Source organism: Bacteroides sp. OF03-11BH (assembly GCF_003604005.1).
Taxonomy (GTDB): Bacteria; Bacteroidota; Bacteroidia; order Bacteroidales; family Bacteroidaceae; genus Bacteroides; species Bacteroides ovatus.
The window spans coordinates 40,269-57,260 of record NZ_QTMW01000038.1 but is presented as its reverse complement, the minus strand read 5'-3'; the positions used below and the strand labels follow the sequence as shown (position 1 = coordinate 57,260).

9 protein-coding genes are annotated in these 16,992 nt (G+C 43.0%); all 9 read right to left on the bottom strand.

Annotated features, from left to right (window positions below; translation table 11 throughout):
* Nucleotides 1-178: 178 nt before the first annotated feature.
* The gene (locus DXA54_RS21155; RefSeq protein WP_008650257.1) at nucleotides 179-2,353 is read right to left on the bottom strand and encodes a DNA topoisomerase 3; all 2,175 of its coding nucleotides are present in this window, start codon (nucleotides 2,351-2,353) and stop codon (nucleotides 179-181) included.
* Between the two features lie 256 nt (nucleotides 2,354-2,609).
* Complete coding sequence (locus DXA54_RS21150) at nucleotides 2,610-4,169, bottom strand: endonuclease/exonuclease/phosphatase family protein (protein WP_004312404.1); 1,560 nt, start codon at nucleotides 4,167-4,169, stop codon at nucleotides 2,610-2,612.
* A 24-nt stretch (nucleotides 4,170-4,193) separates the two neighbouring features.
* Nucleotides 4,194-5,951: a RagB/SusD family nutrient uptake outer membrane protein gene (locus tag DXA54_RS21145; protein WP_004312403.1), complete on the bottom strand. Its 1,758-nt coding sequence runs from the start codon at nucleotides 5,949-5,951 to the stop codon at nucleotides 4,194-4,196.
* A 19-nt stretch (nucleotides 5,952-5,970) separates the two neighbouring features.
* Complete coding sequence (locus DXA54_RS21140) at nucleotides 5,971-9,492, bottom strand: SusC/RagA family TonB-linked outer membrane protein (RefSeq protein ID WP_004312402.1); 3,522 nt, start codon at nucleotides 9,490-9,492, stop codon at nucleotides 5,971-5,973.
* A gap of 179 nt (nucleotides 9,493-9,671) precedes the next feature.
* A complete protein-coding gene (locus tag DXA54_RS21135) occupies nucleotides 9,672-10,817 on the bottom strand; it encodes a hypothetical protein (protein WP_008776280.1) in 1,146 nt (381 codons plus the stop codon).
* A gap of 32 nt (nucleotides 10,818-10,849) precedes the next feature.
* The gene (locus DXA54_RS21130; protein WP_004299446.1) at nucleotides 10,850-11,833 is read right to left on the bottom strand and encodes a FecR family protein; all 984 of its coding nucleotides are present in this window, start codon (nucleotides 11,831-11,833) and stop codon (nucleotides 10,850-10,852) included.
* 119 nt (nucleotides 11,834-11,952) lie between these two features.
* Nucleotides 11,953-12,573, bottom strand: coding sequence for an RNA polymerase sigma-70 factor (locus tag DXA54_RS21125; RefSeq protein ID WP_004312400.1), 621 nt, complete (start codon nucleotides 12,571-12,573; stop codon nucleotides 11,953-11,955).
* 227 nt (nucleotides 12,574-12,800) lie between these two features.
* On the bottom strand, nucleotides 12,801-14,948 hold the full coding sequence (scpA, locus tag DXA54_RS21120) for a methylmalonyl-CoA mutase (protein WP_004299440.1): 2,148 nt from the start codon (nucleotides 14,946-14,948) through the stop codon (nucleotides 12,801-12,803).
* Between the two features lies 1 nt (nucleotide 14,949).
* A complete protein-coding gene (gene mutA, locus DXA54_RS21115) occupies nucleotides 14,950-16,851 on the bottom strand; it encodes a methylmalonyl-CoA mutase small subunit (protein WP_004312399.1) in 1,902 nt (633 codons plus the stop codon).
* Between the last annotated feature and the right edge of the window lie 141 nt (nucleotides 16,852-16,992).

The following is a 16,992-nucleotide window of genomic DNA, read 5'->3' as shown; positions in this document are numbered from 1 at the left end:
GGAAAATAATTTTTAATGCGTCTGCCCTGTATAAGGTGATATTTGTCATTCTATAAGGTGACTATCTATCTCCGAAAGAATAAAAATCACTAAAGATACAAAATTAATCAGTGAAAAGCAATAGTGAGGCAGGAAATATAACCATACTGCCAATGGATTTAATTTATTCCAATACAGATTAGAAATTCTTCCGGAAAGTACATCCATTTCTCCATTCCGAACACCCGTAAGCAGTCTTCCCCTTAATGATAGTTCCTTTACCACAAAGTGGACAGGGTTGGCCAACAAAAGCATCTACCCCACCTGTTGCAGAAGGAGTTGAAGCAATTGTAGCCACCGGAGCCGGAGAACCGGGCAAATCAGCCTTCACTTCGTTCGTCGTTTTTTCCGCTTTTGGTTTCTTTTCTTTCGGTGTACTTGGTTTTCGTTCACGCTTTTTAGGCTCTTTCTTTGCTTTCTCTTCGGCTTTTGCAGCTACTGCATCCTGAATAGTAATACGTCGATTCGTATTATCAGAAAGTACGCTCATCACGATTTCCGAAACCATCTGTTTCAGTTCTTCGAGAAACTGGCGGGCATCGTATGTCTTCTTTTCAATTTCGCGAAGCTTCTTTTCCCAAATACCTGTCAGTTCCGCCGATTTCAATAATTCTTCGTGAATGAGCTGCACCAACTCCACTCCTGTCGGGGTGGCAATCAGGTTCTTTCTCTCCTTACGGATATAATTTCGTTTGAACAGTGTTTCAATGATGGCAGCACGGGTAGACGGCCGGCCGATACCATTCTCCTTCAAGGCATCACGAAGTTCATCATTATCCACCAGTTTTCCGGCTGTTTCCATTGCACGGAGCAGTGTTGCTTCGGTATAAGGTCTGGGCGGCTGTGTCCATTTCTCGTTCAAGTCGGGAATATGAGGACCACTTTCGCCCTTCACAAAAGCAGGAAGTACATTTTCATCCTCTTCTTCTTTTTCTTCGGTAGAGTCTTTTACTTCCTTGGCAAACACGACACGCCATCCCGGTTCCAGGATTTGTTTTCCGGTCACCCGGAATTCTATCTTATCCACTTCTCCCATGACGGTAGTAGTAGAAATCTTACAGTCCGGATAGAATACGGCTATAAAACGACGGGCTATCAAGTCATAGACACGACGTTCCATATCCGTCAGGTTTTGAGCATAGACTCCGGTGGGGATAATGGCGTGGTGATCCGTCACTTTCGAGTTGTCAAATACCTTTTTCGATTTAGGAAGTGTAGTGCCGGCTAACGGAGCTGTCAAGACTTCGTAATCACGGAGTCCTTTCAGGATAGCAGGACATTTCGGGTAAATATCGTCACTCAAGAAAGTAGTATCAACACGCGGATAGGTAGCTACCTTCTTCTCATAAAGAGACTGAATCAGTTTCAGCGTTTCATCAGCCGAATAAGCGAATTTCTTATTACATTCTACCTGAAGAGAAGTCAAGTCGAACAAACGTGGGGCGAACTCTCTCCCATCTTTCTTGCCAACACTAGTGACTACAAACGGAAGATCCTTTATGCGTTCTACCAATGCCTCGCCTTCTTCCCGGTTAGCGATAGGGTCGATACCCGGATTATCTATTTTCTTTTTTCCACCGTTCTTTTCTTCTTCCGCAGCAATTTCTTCATCACTTTTGCGGATAAGTGCGGAAAAAGTGGTATCCCGATAGTTGGTTTTCAGTTCCCAGTATTGCTTGGGTTCGAAATTGGCTATTTCCAACTGACGGTTGACAATCAGTGCCAGAGTCGGTGTCTGTACACGACCGATAGAGAGTACCTGTTTATTTTGACCGTATTTAATGGTGTAAAGACGGGTGGCGTTCATTCCTAATAGCCAGTCACCCATCGCACGAGAAAGTCCGGCTTCATAGAGTGACTGAAAATCTGTCTGATCTTTCAGCTTCGCAAACCCTTCCCGGATAGCTTCTTCTGTCAATGAAGAAATCCACAGACGTTTCACCGGACAGCGTGCACCTGCTTTCTGCATCACCCAACGCTGAATCAATTCTCCCTCTTGCCCGGCATCACCGCAGTTGATGATTTCATCTGCGTTCTGCATCAGTCCCTCGATAATGTGGAATTGTTTTTCGTAGGTAGGATTCTCTATCAACTTGATGCCGAAACGTGGAGGAATCATTGGCAGGCTACCTAAATTCCATGATTTCCAGTTAGGCGTGTATTCATGCGGCTCTTTCAGGGTACAAAGATGCCCGAATGTCCAGGTCACCTGGTATCCGTTTCCTTCTATATATCCTTCTTTTCTGGTATGAGCGCCGAGTACTTCGGCTATATCGCGTGCTACTGATGGCTTTTCGGCTATGCAAACTATCATTTTTTCTCTTCTTGTTTTTACACTAACAGCTTACAAAGTTACACGATTATTTCTCATTGACCGCATGAAGAGAGAAAAAAGTCCATAAAGGCATAGATCGGAGAAAGAATGATAACTTCAACTGAATAGTTTTCAAGATGTACCGCTTTCTCCTTTTTTATACCACTCCATTTGATGTTTGATAAGCTATATAATGAAGCTGCACAGTTCTACACACGATATGTGCATAGCTCTGTGCAGCCTCTCTATAACGTTTCTATTTTAAACCGGAGAAATCACAAAAAAGAGGATAATGTGTAGAAGCAACGGTCACATCTACTCCCGACAGACTTTCTATCACATCAGCCTGTGTCACATTTACGTTGTGACTCTTCAAAGACACGATAAAGTCAAGGCGACGTTTCTTACCACTGACTTCGGTAGACTTATCGGCACTAAGAAGATTCCAGTTACTCTTCACCATTTGGAAAAATTCGCTTTCCAAGTCGCCCTCATTGAAGTATCCTAACAAGAATGCAGGTTTATTATAGGCAGACAGTTTCGTTTCTAACGTTTGAAGGGCCTCTATACGCTTTGCCATATCCGTATCGAAGTTGGTACTGGCTACTACAAACTTTTCATATTCCACTACCATGGCTGCACGCATCTCGCTCTTTCCCGCCATTTGGTATCTGTCTACACTTACAGGTTCTTCTTTTGTCAGTATACCAACACCGAATTCACCGCCTTTATAATCAATGGCTTTAGCAAAGTAATCATGCATATTTGCTTTCTGTGCCAGTACGTTCAACTGGTCGATACCTTCCGAACGTTCCGTCTCCTTATCCAGTCCCTGCAAGCAGACAATATCCGCATTCATTTTGGCGATAATACGTCCTGTCCGGTCGTAATCAATCACGCCATCTGTACCTTTACAATAGGTCAGGAAATAGTTACCTATGCGCAGGTCACCTTCTGCCTTCGGATATTCTCCAAGTCCGGTCGGCTTCTTAAAATCACAATAAAGTGGATAATGGTCGGAAGTTATTGCTACGTTGACACCATCCAGGTTGTATATTACATTCGATTTTACCACAATGGTAGGTGGAGTTTTCAAAGTAACGACAAAATCAATCCGTTTGGTAGCCTGTCCGGTAGGAAAAGTGTTTTCTGTAGAACTGACAACCTCCCATTCTTTCTTCAGTTCTGTAAAGAATGTGCCATTCATCAAGTCCTCATTAAAGTCACCAGCCATATAAACCACTTTATTATATGTTTTGGCAAGGTCTGTGAGCTGTTTTGCAGATTCAACTCTATTATTCTCTTCCAAAGCCAAGTGGGTGGAGATAACTACATAGTTCTCAAATTCGGCTATGGCAGCAGAACGGAGTTCGGCACCGGGAAGGGGATAAGTCTTCGTGCTGATCGGCGTCCCTTTGAACAAAAGGCCATTACCGTATTCACCACCCTGGTAAGCGATTGACTTACTAAAATAGTGATTCATGCCTGTTTTATCCGCCAAGGTTTTCAGTTGGTCGACTTTATTACTGCGGGTAGTCATGTAGTCCACTTCCTGCAGGCAAACGACATCGGGTTCCATTCCGTTGATAACAGCGGCTGTCCTGTCATAATTAATCACGTCATCGTTACCGGCACAATGCCTTATATTAAAGGTCAACACTCTAAGGTTCCCCTCCCCTTTCGGATAAGTATAGGAAACTTCCTGTTTACCGTAAGGTATCATATTATCAAATTTAGAGTTGTCCATGTCGTCGGCACAGGACAAGTTGGCAAACACGGTTGCCAAAAGACATATATAAGAAATCATATTTTTCATAAGAATTTATATTTCTGAATCTAATTAATTAAAGTTCAATCCGTCATTCCAACCGGGATTCTGTGTTATCACACCATTGGACAAAGTACGTTCGCTGATAGGAACAGGGTACAAATAATCTCTGTCTTCATTCCATTTCTTGGTAATCAGACTATGACAGATGATATAACCACTTTCGCCATTCGACAAGCGAATCTGCTCGCCGATCTCTAAATATAAAGGTACATTTCCGGCAGGTTTTGTTCCTACGTAGAAACAGACATCATCCGTACCGTCTTTATCTAAATCGTAAGTTCCGGGCCCGGGAACATAGATTCCCAGCAGATCGTTCTCAAATAGTTTACCTTCTTTCCAACGCATGATGTCGTAATAACGGAAACCCTCCATTGCCAGTTCGATGGTTCGTTCGCGACGGATTTCAAGGATTACTCCCTGATTGGCTCCTTTCACATTCGGATAACCTGTGGCGGCACTCATCAAATACGGGTCGGGTTTTGAATTTGCCAGTTCCATATCCAGGTTAGTCATTCCTACCCTGTCTCTAAGTAATTTAATAGATTTATTGATGTCGGCTTGCTTCAAAGTGCCTAGTTCGGCTTTTGCTTCTGCAAAATTCAGATACACCTCTGCCGTGCGGAACAGGGGAATATCGTTGCACGATTTATTATATTCATCGTAGTTAGCCGTCATCGAATATTTTATCAGGTGATATCCGGTCATAGTATAAGCCAGGTTCGGGGCTTCTTTCTTTGTACTTCCGATTCTCGTATATCCAGGGGTACGAATGGTTTGTGCCAGTCGTGGATCCCGATTCTGACATTCCTGATCGAATGTCATCGTTTCATAACCGGCTTTATCCGTGAAACGGCTTCCGTCCGCCATCAGATAAGAATTCACAATCTTCTTGTTCATTCCCGGACGTCCCATTGTGGTGGAGTTCTCATAATTCTGCACATTATGAAGCACAGAAAGAGAAGCTTCATAGTCACGCCCGAAAATCACTTCATCCGCTTGTAGATTTATGGAAGCGAATAAATCCCTGTAAGGTGTGCTGCCCGATTTATAGAGTGTATATCCGCTTTCGTTCATAAAGGTTTCAGAAGCCGAGACACAAGCATTCAGGTATTTTTCATAATCCTCCAGTCCATGATATTTACGGAAAGTACCCTCAAACAGGCAGACACGGGATTTCAGAGCCAATGCCGTCCACCGGGTCAGTACATACGCATTCTTCGTTTTCGGAAGATTGGCTATCGCAAAATCCAGGTCCTCCAGCATTTTCTGCATGACAAATTCACGTGAGTCCCGGGCTTTATACAATTCGGGATCATCCGAGTCGAGTGCTTTGTCATACCAGGGAATATCGCCATATCTCTTCACCTTCTCAAAGTAGAAATAAGCTCTGAAAAAACGGGCAACACCATCGTAACGGTTACGGGCATTCACTTCCGTGCAGTTATGGGAATACTGCAGATAGAAATTAATATCGCGAAGTGCCGTAAAATTCCAACCGTTTCCTTCATCGGGTATGATGCGCTGTCCGGACATTTCGAGCATCAAGTCGGACTTGACAATCAAATCGGACGACTCGGAATAAATATCGACAGCGGACGGAACCAGATTGTTATAAAACTGATTCGTAAATAATCGCAACTCATCTTCAGTCTTGAAATATACATCCGGATACAGGCGGTCTTTGGGTGTCTTATCCAACCAATCGTCGCAAGATACGAAAGATACCGCCAACGCGAACAACCAAGATACTATATAAACAAGTTTCATAATTCAAATATTAGTTAGTTTAAAAAGTTACGTTCACTCCAAAAGAATAGGTCTTTGACCAGGGATACAACTTTGCGTTACCATTTGCCGATTGGATGGAATTTTCTGCCGACGCTTGTTCCGGATCAATGTAGTCGCTCTTTAGTGGAGAGAAGGTAAACAGATTCTCACCACTGAAATAGATATGCAGGCGTTCTATCTTTACCTTCTTCGTCCATACGGCGGGAATCGTATAGCCTACTGTGATATTCTTCACTCTGCAATAAGCCAGATTCTGCAAATAACGGTCGTTCACCACTCCCAAAGAACGGTTATTGCCGAGGGCAAGATACCCTATCGGACGTGGGAAATAAGCATCGGGATTTTCCGGGCTCCATACCTGGCTCAAGAAATCGCGTGGAATGAACGATGAATACGGACGAGCGTATGGTCCCCAAAAGAATACAGAATTAGTACCCGGATACCAGTCTTGATGTCCTACTCCCTGAAGATAGATGGAGAAGTCGAATCCATACCAGTCGAAACCACCTTGAATACTGTATGTATAGCGCGGCAATGAGTTTCCGATTATTTTGCGGTCGCCCGGATCATCTGCCGTGTTCGAGCCGGAAGATATTGTATGGTCGCCGTCCAAATCAACAAATTTCATATCACCGGCGTGAAGTCCCGGATTCACCTGCGCTGTATTGATAACGAAGTTGACTGCTGTTTGGTCGACATTATAGTTTGCCGCTTCTTCGTCTGTCCTGAAAAGTCCGTCTACTACATATCCCCAGATATCTCCCAATTTCTGACCTACATAATAATCACTCAATATCTTGGAAGGATTATCGAATTTGGTTATTTCCGATGTATTATCTGCCAAGCCTACGGACAGGTTATAACGGAAAGGTTTGTTTGCCAGTTTGAAAGCATCATTCCAAGTCAGCATCAATTCCCAGCCTTTGGTACGCAAGTTGGCTGCATTTTGCTTGGGCTCGTTGGCTCCATAAGCACCGGGAAGCTTTTTGCCGGAAGTTTGCATACCTTTAGTATCACGAACATAGGCATCGGCAGTCAGGTTCAGGCGGTTGTTCAGGAATCCGAGATCCAGTCCTACGTTCCAAGTCGAAACGGTTTCCCAGGTCAGGTCGGCGGAATTCGGGTCGGAGACACTTGCATAAGAGCCTTTCTTCTGATCGCCAAAGATATAATTCATTGTACCGTTGGTATTAATGGTTTGGATATAATCGTAATATCCTACCTGCTGATTTCCTAACGAACCGTATGAGAGACGCAATTTCACATTATCAATATTCTTCTTTAAATTCCCGAAAAACGGTTCTTCACTGATTCTCCATCCTACGGAAGCCGAGGGGAAGAAACCGAAACGGTGTCCGCTTCTGAAACGTGAACTTCCGTCATAACGTCCGCTTGTCTCAAATAGGTAACGACCTCCTTTATAGGAGTAATTAAGACGATAAAATGCTCCCAAAAGCGCATATTCATTCTGTCCGCCGGACATAGTCATCGCATCTCCGACTGCCAGATTTAAGTCATTCAAGTCATCGGAGAGCAAACCCTGGCGGGAGACTTTGATATCTTTCAGACGCTTGGTTTCATAATTGTAACCTGCCATGATTTTTATCTGATGGTCGGCAATATCCAGCATATAATCACCATAAACATTGAAAGCCTGATACCAATGATTGGTCTGTGTTTCCTTCAACTGATTCACACCGCTTCCGGTAGTCAGATAGGATATCTCACCCGGATATTTGGAATATGGTACATTTACTGTTCTGTTCATGGTCTGATAGTTATAGTGCAGGTAGCTGTAGTTTGCACGGACATTCAGGTTCTTCATTACATTGAAACTTGCTTCGAAAGTCGTAGAAAACTCATATCGCTGGTCTTCATTCTTATGTTTTCCATAAGCAAGGATAGCTCCCATGCCATCCAAAACAGCAGAATTGCTCAACGAAGTCAGATACACCGCACTGCCATCCGGATTAATGGGTACAAAGCTCGCCAGTGCATGATTCACCGCAGTATTGAAGTTGTTATTAATACCCGATAATCCCGGATAAGAGTAACTATTATAATGGTACTTCGTGTTATTGCTGATTGTCAGTCGTGGAGTGATCTTTGCCGAGATTTTACTTCTGAAATTATACACCTTGTATTTATCAGGATTCTGTCTGAAGATACCCGTTTGGTCAACTGTATTTCCTGATAAATAATAGTTCAACTTTTCATTTCCCCCACTGACACTGATATTGTGCTCCCACATCGGTCTGTTTTTACGATAAAGATAATTATACCAGTCGAAGTTACCGTAATAGACGTATGTATCTCTTCCGTCACGTTGGTCGGTAACTACCCAGGGACGTTCGGGATTCTCCGTTTTATCATTCCGGCGCAACCAAAGCTGGCGGTAGTCTTCTTCCGTATAGTTGGTATAAGGCTTTCCGTTATAATTGGTATAAAACAAGTCGTTGATGCCTGCCGAATAATATCCCCTGGTTTCAAAATCAGTAGAAGTCGTCTGATTGCTCCATGAATATCTTCCATCATACGAAACGGTAGTCTTGCGGGCGGAGCCTTCCTTGGTAGTCACGAGGATAACACCATAAGAAGCACGAGCCCCGTAAATAGCGGCCGAAGATGCATCTTTTAATACGGAAATAGAAGCGATGTCATTCGGATTCAAGCGGTCGATATCCCCTTCTATTCCGTCAATCAGCACTAATGGCGATGCATTGCCACTGATAGAATTCACACCACGGATATTGATAGTTGCCGAAGCTCCCGGATACCCAGACCCAAAAGTTACATTCATATTGGGCACAGTCCCTTGCAACATCTGTGAGGCTCTCGGCACGGGTCTGTCTTCCATCGCTTTACTGTCTACTACTGCAACAGCTCCCGTCAGGTTTATTTTCTTTTGAGTACCGTAGCCTACCACCACCACTTCTTCCAGCGTAGCCGTATCCTCCCGGAGTATTACTCTCGAAGATTTCTGCAAGTCGGAGACTTTAATTTCTTTCTTCTCAAATCCAATATAGGACACAACGACTAGGGCATTGGCCGGAACCGAGGATAATGTAAATTCACCATCCAAATTCGTGATCGTTCCCATAGACTGTCCCATCACCTGTACACTGGCACCGATTACCGGGTCACCGTTCACATCGACCACTTTCCCCGTAACCCGATGTAAAGGCTGCGATGGGACGGCAGTAGTATTACGTTCTGTTTTCTTTGTGATGATAATCATCCGGTTTTGTAGTTTATACTCTACATCCTTATCCAAAACAGTAGCAAGCACATTATTAACAGTTGCCTGCTGAAAGGAAGCCGTTATCTTCTTGTTTTCATTAACCTCGTCCGTTTTATAGATAATGGAGTACTTCGTCTGCCGCTCAACTTCTTTCAATACCGCCTTCAGCGGCTCATTTTTAAAGACCTTTGTAACTGTCTGCGCCCGTAGTGACTGGACGCCCAAACACAACAGAATCAGGAGAAACAGTCTAAAAAATGAGTTTCTTCGGTCATTCATAATTTTATCAATTAAGTTGTTACAATTTAAAGTGATTTATATTTAAGGATATATATATTCGATTGTAGTATTTCTCTGAATCGCTTCTATAAGATAAAACAACTCATCATTCATCTGCCCAACCCCTATAAAAGCAAAAAAGCAGATTATTTCTGCTTTTTTGTATCGACTGGCTTTATTTATTCAGACCACTGGAATATCGGATAACCGTTCGTTCCTTTTTTCCAAAGATTCGGATTCCAGGCTACGATGATATTCCCCAGTTCTTCCGCTGACTTCGCCACTCCGTGAAAAGTTGTTCCCGTGGCTGATGATTCGTCTGATGCGGTAATCGTTTTTTCATTCACTTTGAGTACAATACTTTCGCAGGCGTAACAATTCTCATAACTGCCTAATGAAGCAGAGACCCCAACAATGCGTCCTACGGTTGACGAAGCATCCACTCCGGTCAAGTTACTCCATGCTGCGCTGTTCTTGATAGCAATGTCACAACTTTTGTCGATTTGTCCCAAAATACCGCCTACGCCTCCTTTAGTTGCACTGACTGCTCCGTATGCATAGCAGTTCTCAATAAATCCGCCGACACCTACTTTCCGTCCGGCAATACCGCCTGCTTTTCCGCCACTTGCCGCCTGATCGCTGACCGTTGCATTTGAATAACAGTTCTTTATATAACTTTCTTGCCCATCATAGCTATTTGCCAATACACCGGCTATTCCACCTGCCGCACCAGAACCGATTACTTCGCCGGTCGTATAGCAGTTCACAATTCTTCCTGTCTTATTTCCGTTACCTTTATCTTTAAGTCCGAGATAACCGGTAATAATTCCAATCCCCTGCCGAGCAGATGATACAGAAGCATTCACAAAGCCCACATTACGACAATCACCGCACAATACTCCGAAGAAACTTGGATAATCACCGGCAGAACATTTGAAGTTCTTAATGACATGGCTGTCTCCGTCAAAATCTATTTCATAAGGAAAATCACCGGAACCATTCAACGACTGCCAGTCATCAATGCCTGCCATATCAATATCAGCACCTAACTGGAAATAAACTTTCATTCCCGATTTCAACACACTACGCATATTTCTGATCTGCGTAGCATTCATTATCATATAAGGTTTGCTGTCCGTTCCGTTTCCTTTCTCGAACAAACCGCCGGCACCGTCTCCGTCACCATCACCATTTCCGTCATCCGTTTCCGTTTTTTCGAACGGAACACGAGTGTATGAGTCCAAAGGATTAGGGTCAGAACACGAGATTGCAACAGATGCCATCATCAACAGCATCCCAAATCTGCCTATTTGAGTAATATTCATACTTGATTTCTTTACAATTAAACATTGAGTTCTTATCTTATATATATATCCTTTTCCTTATATTCTACTTTGATAGGTATGATTTCTTTCAGTGCATCCATTACATCTACGATTGTCTCTTTATTACGCAACGAAACACGGAACTTCATATCGCCCAATTTCTCCGACTCTAACTGAATATGCACATCGTACTGACGTGAAAGCTTCTTCACCATCTCTCCTAACGTAATGTCATCATATTCAATCCTGTCTTCCGCCCACGCCATTGCCTGACGTGCATTTACTTTCTTTCCTTTCAACTGTCTTGTTACCAAATCCAAAGAAATAGATTCTCCCGGAGACATCCGTATCTGATCTTCTTTATAATTCAACTCTACTGCTCCTTCCAGCAAGGTGGTTGTTATATACGAATCGTCTGAATAGGCAGATACATTAAATTTCGTACCTTTTACCACCACATCATATTCATGCGTCTTTACTGTAAATTGCTTTCCATTCTGTTTAGTCACCTCAAAATACCCCTCTCCTTCCAGCTCCACCACCCGGTCGGCTGTATTAAAATGATTCGAATATCTTAATACGGAACCTGCATTCAGCCATACAACTGTACCATCCGAAAGCTGTATCTTACTCTTATCCCCCAACGGAGCTTCGCAAACAAAAAAAGTCTTTGGCGTAAACAAGTAAATAGCCTGTTGAATACCCAACGTAGTACCGACAATCAATGCTATAACGGCAGCGATACGGGCTATCTTCCATATACCAGGTTTCGACTTTTTCAATAACGGGACAATCGCTTCCTGCGTATACATCTTATGCTTCAAAGCTTCCCATTCGGCATCTGTCTCCGAATCGGTATTCCGGTGATTCATCCATTCTCTCTCCCATTGACGGAACCTGCCATAGCCACCTTCCACCTGTTCGATATATTCGAACAGATTCTTTTCGTCAGCTCTTGATATGCGTCCTTCAAAATACTGAATAGCCAATTCACGGATATTTTCTTCTTGCTTCATTATATTCACTTTCTATAAGATGTAACAACCCATATTTCTTTTACCCAACCTCTGAAACAAAAAAAGCAGAAAAAAACTTTCCTGCTTCTTATTCTTTATATAATCGAAGAGTGCATTGATTATTTCTGCTCCATCATCAGCCATGCCAATATCACTATATACAGATCCACCGGATAGCGTTCGCTGAAATGCCGGGAGAAATATTGCAAAGCCCTTGCTATATGCTTTTCGACTGCTGTGGTAGATATTTGTAGTTTTTCTGCGATTTCTCTGTTCTTCAATCCCCTGAAACGGCTTAACAAAAAAATCTCACGCGACCTGTCCGGCAACTGATTAAGCACAAGGGCAATCTGCTCCTGCAATTCTTTGTATAATAATTTATGTTCTGCATCCTGCATAAAGTCTGCATAGTAGAGTCTTTCTTCCCCATCCACCTTTGCCAAGTACTCCACCCGGTACTTTTCAACAATCGAGCGATGCTTCAGATAATTTAGACATCCATTGCGGACCATAGAAAAAAGAAGAGAAGTAAGTGAGAAGGCAGATAACATTTCGCGACGTTCCCAAAATCGTAAGAAACACTCTTGAATAATATCACGAACCGTTTCTTCATCTTCTATAAAACGAATAGCATACCCTCGCAAACGAGGATAATAACTCTTGAACAGAAACTCAAAAGCTGCATTATTGCCTCTTTTCAGCTCTCCCAATAATTGTTTATCATCCATGAAATCTACCATAGTTTAGAAATTTATGCGCAAAGGTACGGGTCAACAGTTAACAAAGTGATGACAATATTATGAATATTTTTTCAATAAATCAAATTTGAGGTACTTTTTTATAAAACGCCAAAAAGGAAGTTTTCAATAATAGGATACAAAAAAAGGGTCAGTTACTGACCCTTTTTTCTATTAATTCATGGTTTCCCACTTATTGCATATACAATCTGTCAATAAGAAAGTTTTCCTTATTCTTCATCCATTAGGATTTCCAGAATCTGACAAGCAGCTTTCGCTACCGGAGTACCCGGACCGAAGATAGCAGCTACACCTGCCTTATACAAGAAATCGTAATCTTGTGCAGGAATAACACCACCGGCAATCACTACAATGTCTTCGCGACCCAGTTTCTTCAGTTCTTCAATAATTTGCGGAACCAATGTCTTATGTCCGGCAGCCAGTGAAGAAACACCTACTACATGAACGTCGTTTTCAACAGCCTCGCGAGCAGCTTCCGCCGGAGTCTGGAACAACGGTCCCATATCCACATCGAAGCCACAGTCAGCATAACCGGTTGCTACGACTTTAGCACCACGGTCGTGACCGTCCTGTCCCATCTTTGCAACCATGATACGAGGTTGACGTCCCTCTTTCTTCGCGAACTTCTCGGCCAGTTCACAAGCACGTTTGAAGTCGCTATCGTTTTTACTTTCTGATGAATACACGCCTGATATCGTTCTAATTATTGCTTTATAACGTCCTACTATCTGTTCACAAGCATAAGAAATCTCACCCAATGTTGCGCGAACACGAGCTGCTTCCACAGCCAATTCCAACAAATTACCCTTGCCAGTCTTCACACATTCGGTAATTGCTGCCAATGCTTTGTCCACTTCAGCCTGGTTACGTCCATCTTTCAAACGTTTCAGGTTTTCGATCTGTTCAAGACGGACTGCAGTATTATCAATTTCAAGAATATCAATCGGAGCTTCTTTTTCCAAACGATACTTGTTCACACCGACAATTGTCTGCTGACCACTGTCGATACGAGCCTGTGTACGTGCAGCAGCTTCTTCGATACGCATCTTTGGAATACCTGTTTCGATAGCTTTCGCCATACCACCCAATTTTTCAATTTCCTGAATATGCTCCCAAGCCTTGTGTGCCAGTTCGTTCGTCAGAGATTCTACATAGTAAGAACCACCCCATGGGTCAACGTTCTTGCAGATGTAAGTTTCTTCCTGAATGTAAATCTGTGTATTACGGGCAATACGTGCGGAAAAATCTGTTGGAAGAGCAATAGCCTCATCCAATGCATTGGTATGCAAAGATTGAGTATGCCCCAAAGCTGCAGCCATAGCCTCAATACAGGTACGTCCTACGTTATTGAACGGATCCTGTTCGGTCAGTGACCAGCCTGAAGTCTGCGAGTGAGTACGCAACGCCAGTGATTTCGGGTTCTTCGGATTGAATTGTTTCACAATCTTTGCCCACAACATACGTGCAGCACGCATCTTGGCTATTTCCATAAAGTGATTGGTTCCAATCGCCCAGAAGAAAGACAGACGCGGTGCAAATGCATCAATATCAATGCCTGCTGCCGTTCCTGCACGAAGATATTCCAAACCATCGGCCAATGTATAAGCTAACTCGATATCCGCGGTTGCGCCTGCTTCCTGCATGTGATAACCGGAGATAGAGATAGAGTTGAACTTAGGCATCTTCTGCGAAGTGTATTCGAAAATATCTGAAATAATCTTCATAGAGAATGCAGGCGGATAAATATAAGTATTACGCACCATGAATTCTTTCAGAATATCATTCTGGATAGTACCGGCCATTTCTTCGAGTTTAGCACCTTGTTCCAGACCGGCATTGATATAGAATGCCATAATCGGAAGTACAGCTCCATTCATTGTCATAGACACAGACATCTTGTTCAATGGGATACCATCGAACAGCACTTTCATATTTTCCAATGAACAGATAGATACACCGGCTTTACCTACGTCACCCACTACACGTTCGTGATCGGGGTCATAACCGCGGTGAGTAGCTAAGTCGAATGCCACTGACAAACCTTTCTGACCGGCAGCCAAATTACGGCGATAAAATGCATTTGATTCTTCGGCGGTAGAAAATCCGGCATACTGGCGGATGGTCCAGGGACGAAGAGTGTACATTACTGAATACGGACCGCGCAGATAAGGAGGAAGTCCGGCAGCATAGCCAAGGTGTTCCATTCCTTCGAGGTCTTCTTTTGTATAAACAGGCTTCACTTCAATGTGTTCCGGTGTTTTCCAGTCAGCGGAGATACCGTTAGCCTTTTGCCATTCAGCACCATTAGTCGGCTGAAATGCGGCATATATATCGATGTTTTTAAAATCTTTTCTCATCTTACTTCAATAGTTTAGCGTTAAACTCTTTCAAGGTATCCAATACATTGACACGAACATGGATGAAGTTTTCGATACCTGCAGCTTTCAGGTCGTCCATACAAGCCGGAGCACCGGCAACGATAAACATAGCACGACCATTCAGTGCTTTGAAAGCAGGAATTGCATATTCAGCATATTCATCATCGCTGGAACAGATAACAACAATATCAGCTTTTGCAGCCATAGCTGCCTCTACTCCTGCTTCTACTGTCTCAAATCCCAGATTATCAATTACTTCATAACCGGCACAAGCCAGGAAGTTACAAGAATATTGAGCACGTGCCTGACGCATTGCCAAATTTCCGATGGTTAACATGAACGCTTTCGGACGTTTGCCTGATGCTTCTGTTTCGAGACGCAATGCTTCAAACTGACTGGCAGCACGATCGAACACCAGAGTATCCACCTCTTTTTCGCAAGTATGAGAGTCACCTCCGCAACAACACTTACCTTCAACAGGTTGCTTATTGCCAGCCTTTTCATTGAAGTTCGGGAATTGGTTGGTACCCAACAGCACTTCACGACGCTGTGCAACTGCTTTATGACGAGCTTTGTTGCTCTCATTCACAGCAGCCTGAACAGTTCCTGCTTTCAATGCCGCATAGAAGCCACCTGCTTCTTCTACAGCAAGGAAGAGTTCCCAAGCCTGTTTTGCAATAGCCACAGTCAGATTCTCGATATAATAAGAACCGGCAGCAGGGTCGATCACTTTATCAAAATGAGATTCTTCTTTCAGCAGCAGTTGTTGGTTACGAGCCAGGCGTTCTGAGAACTCGTCCGGAGTCTCATAAGTCTTATCAAACGGAGTTACCGTCATAGAGTCTACGCCTCCTAATGCAGCACTCATGGCTTCAGTCTGTGTACGAAGCAGATTTACATGTGCATCAAACAAAGTAAGATTGAAAGTAGAAGTTTCGGCATGAACCGCCATTTTTGCTGCGCAACGACATTCTCCGTTAGGACCTTTATTCTCGCAATCACGCACACATTCAGGATTGTAAGAAGCTACAATATTTGCCCAAAGCAAACGTGCCGCACGGAATTTCGCTATTTCAAGGAAATAATTGGAACTGATACCAAAATTAAATTTGATTTTCTTAGCTACTATGGCAGCAGGAATACCGGCATCAGTCAATTGACCCATATATTCATTTCCCCAAGCCAGAGCATAACCCAGTTCCTGAGAAATATAAGCGCCTGCATTATTCAATGATAAAGCGTTTACATTCAGCACACGATAGAAAGGAAGCGGCTGAATGGCTTCAATCAAAGATTTGGCTGTTTGTACCATATCACCTTTCTCCTTGCCACGAGTCAGCATCTTGTTGAAGAAATCATAGTTGATAGAACCTTTCAGTTTCTTCACATCATAATCTTTCTTCTGGAAATAAGCTACCAGCAGATTAGCCAACTCAACCACATGCCCCTGACAGGTTGAGAAATTCAGTTCAACACACTCTGCCTGAATATCACTTAACAGTGTTTCAATATATTCCGCATTAAGTTCTTTTGCTTTCACATGGAAAGAAAGTGAGTCAACACCCTTATTTAGGATATCCAGTGCTTTCGCATTGGCTTCTTTCGGACATTCTACTCTAATTTCCTGACGAACCAACCATGCATTGTTGTCTTTTTTAGTTCCTCTTAAATAAGGGAACTCTCCAGGAAGTGCATCAGTAGTTTTTAAATCCTCCAGATCTTCCATCCGGTAAAAAGGTTTCACTTTAAACCCTTCGTTTGTTTTCCAAACGAGCTTCTTCTCAAAATCAGCACCTTTTAAATCGGCTGTAACCTTCTCCATCCATTGTTCGGTGGAGGCAGGAGAAAAGTCTGAGAAGAGTTTTTCTTTTTTGTCTGCCATAGTTTATTTAAAATTAAAACAAGATTAATATTGTCTTTATTTTTATCTATCTCTTTCTAAATGTCAGTCGTTCGACCTGCAAATATAACCAATAAGTTAAAACGAATCTCTTTTTTAGGGAAAATTCGCACAGGACGCCCC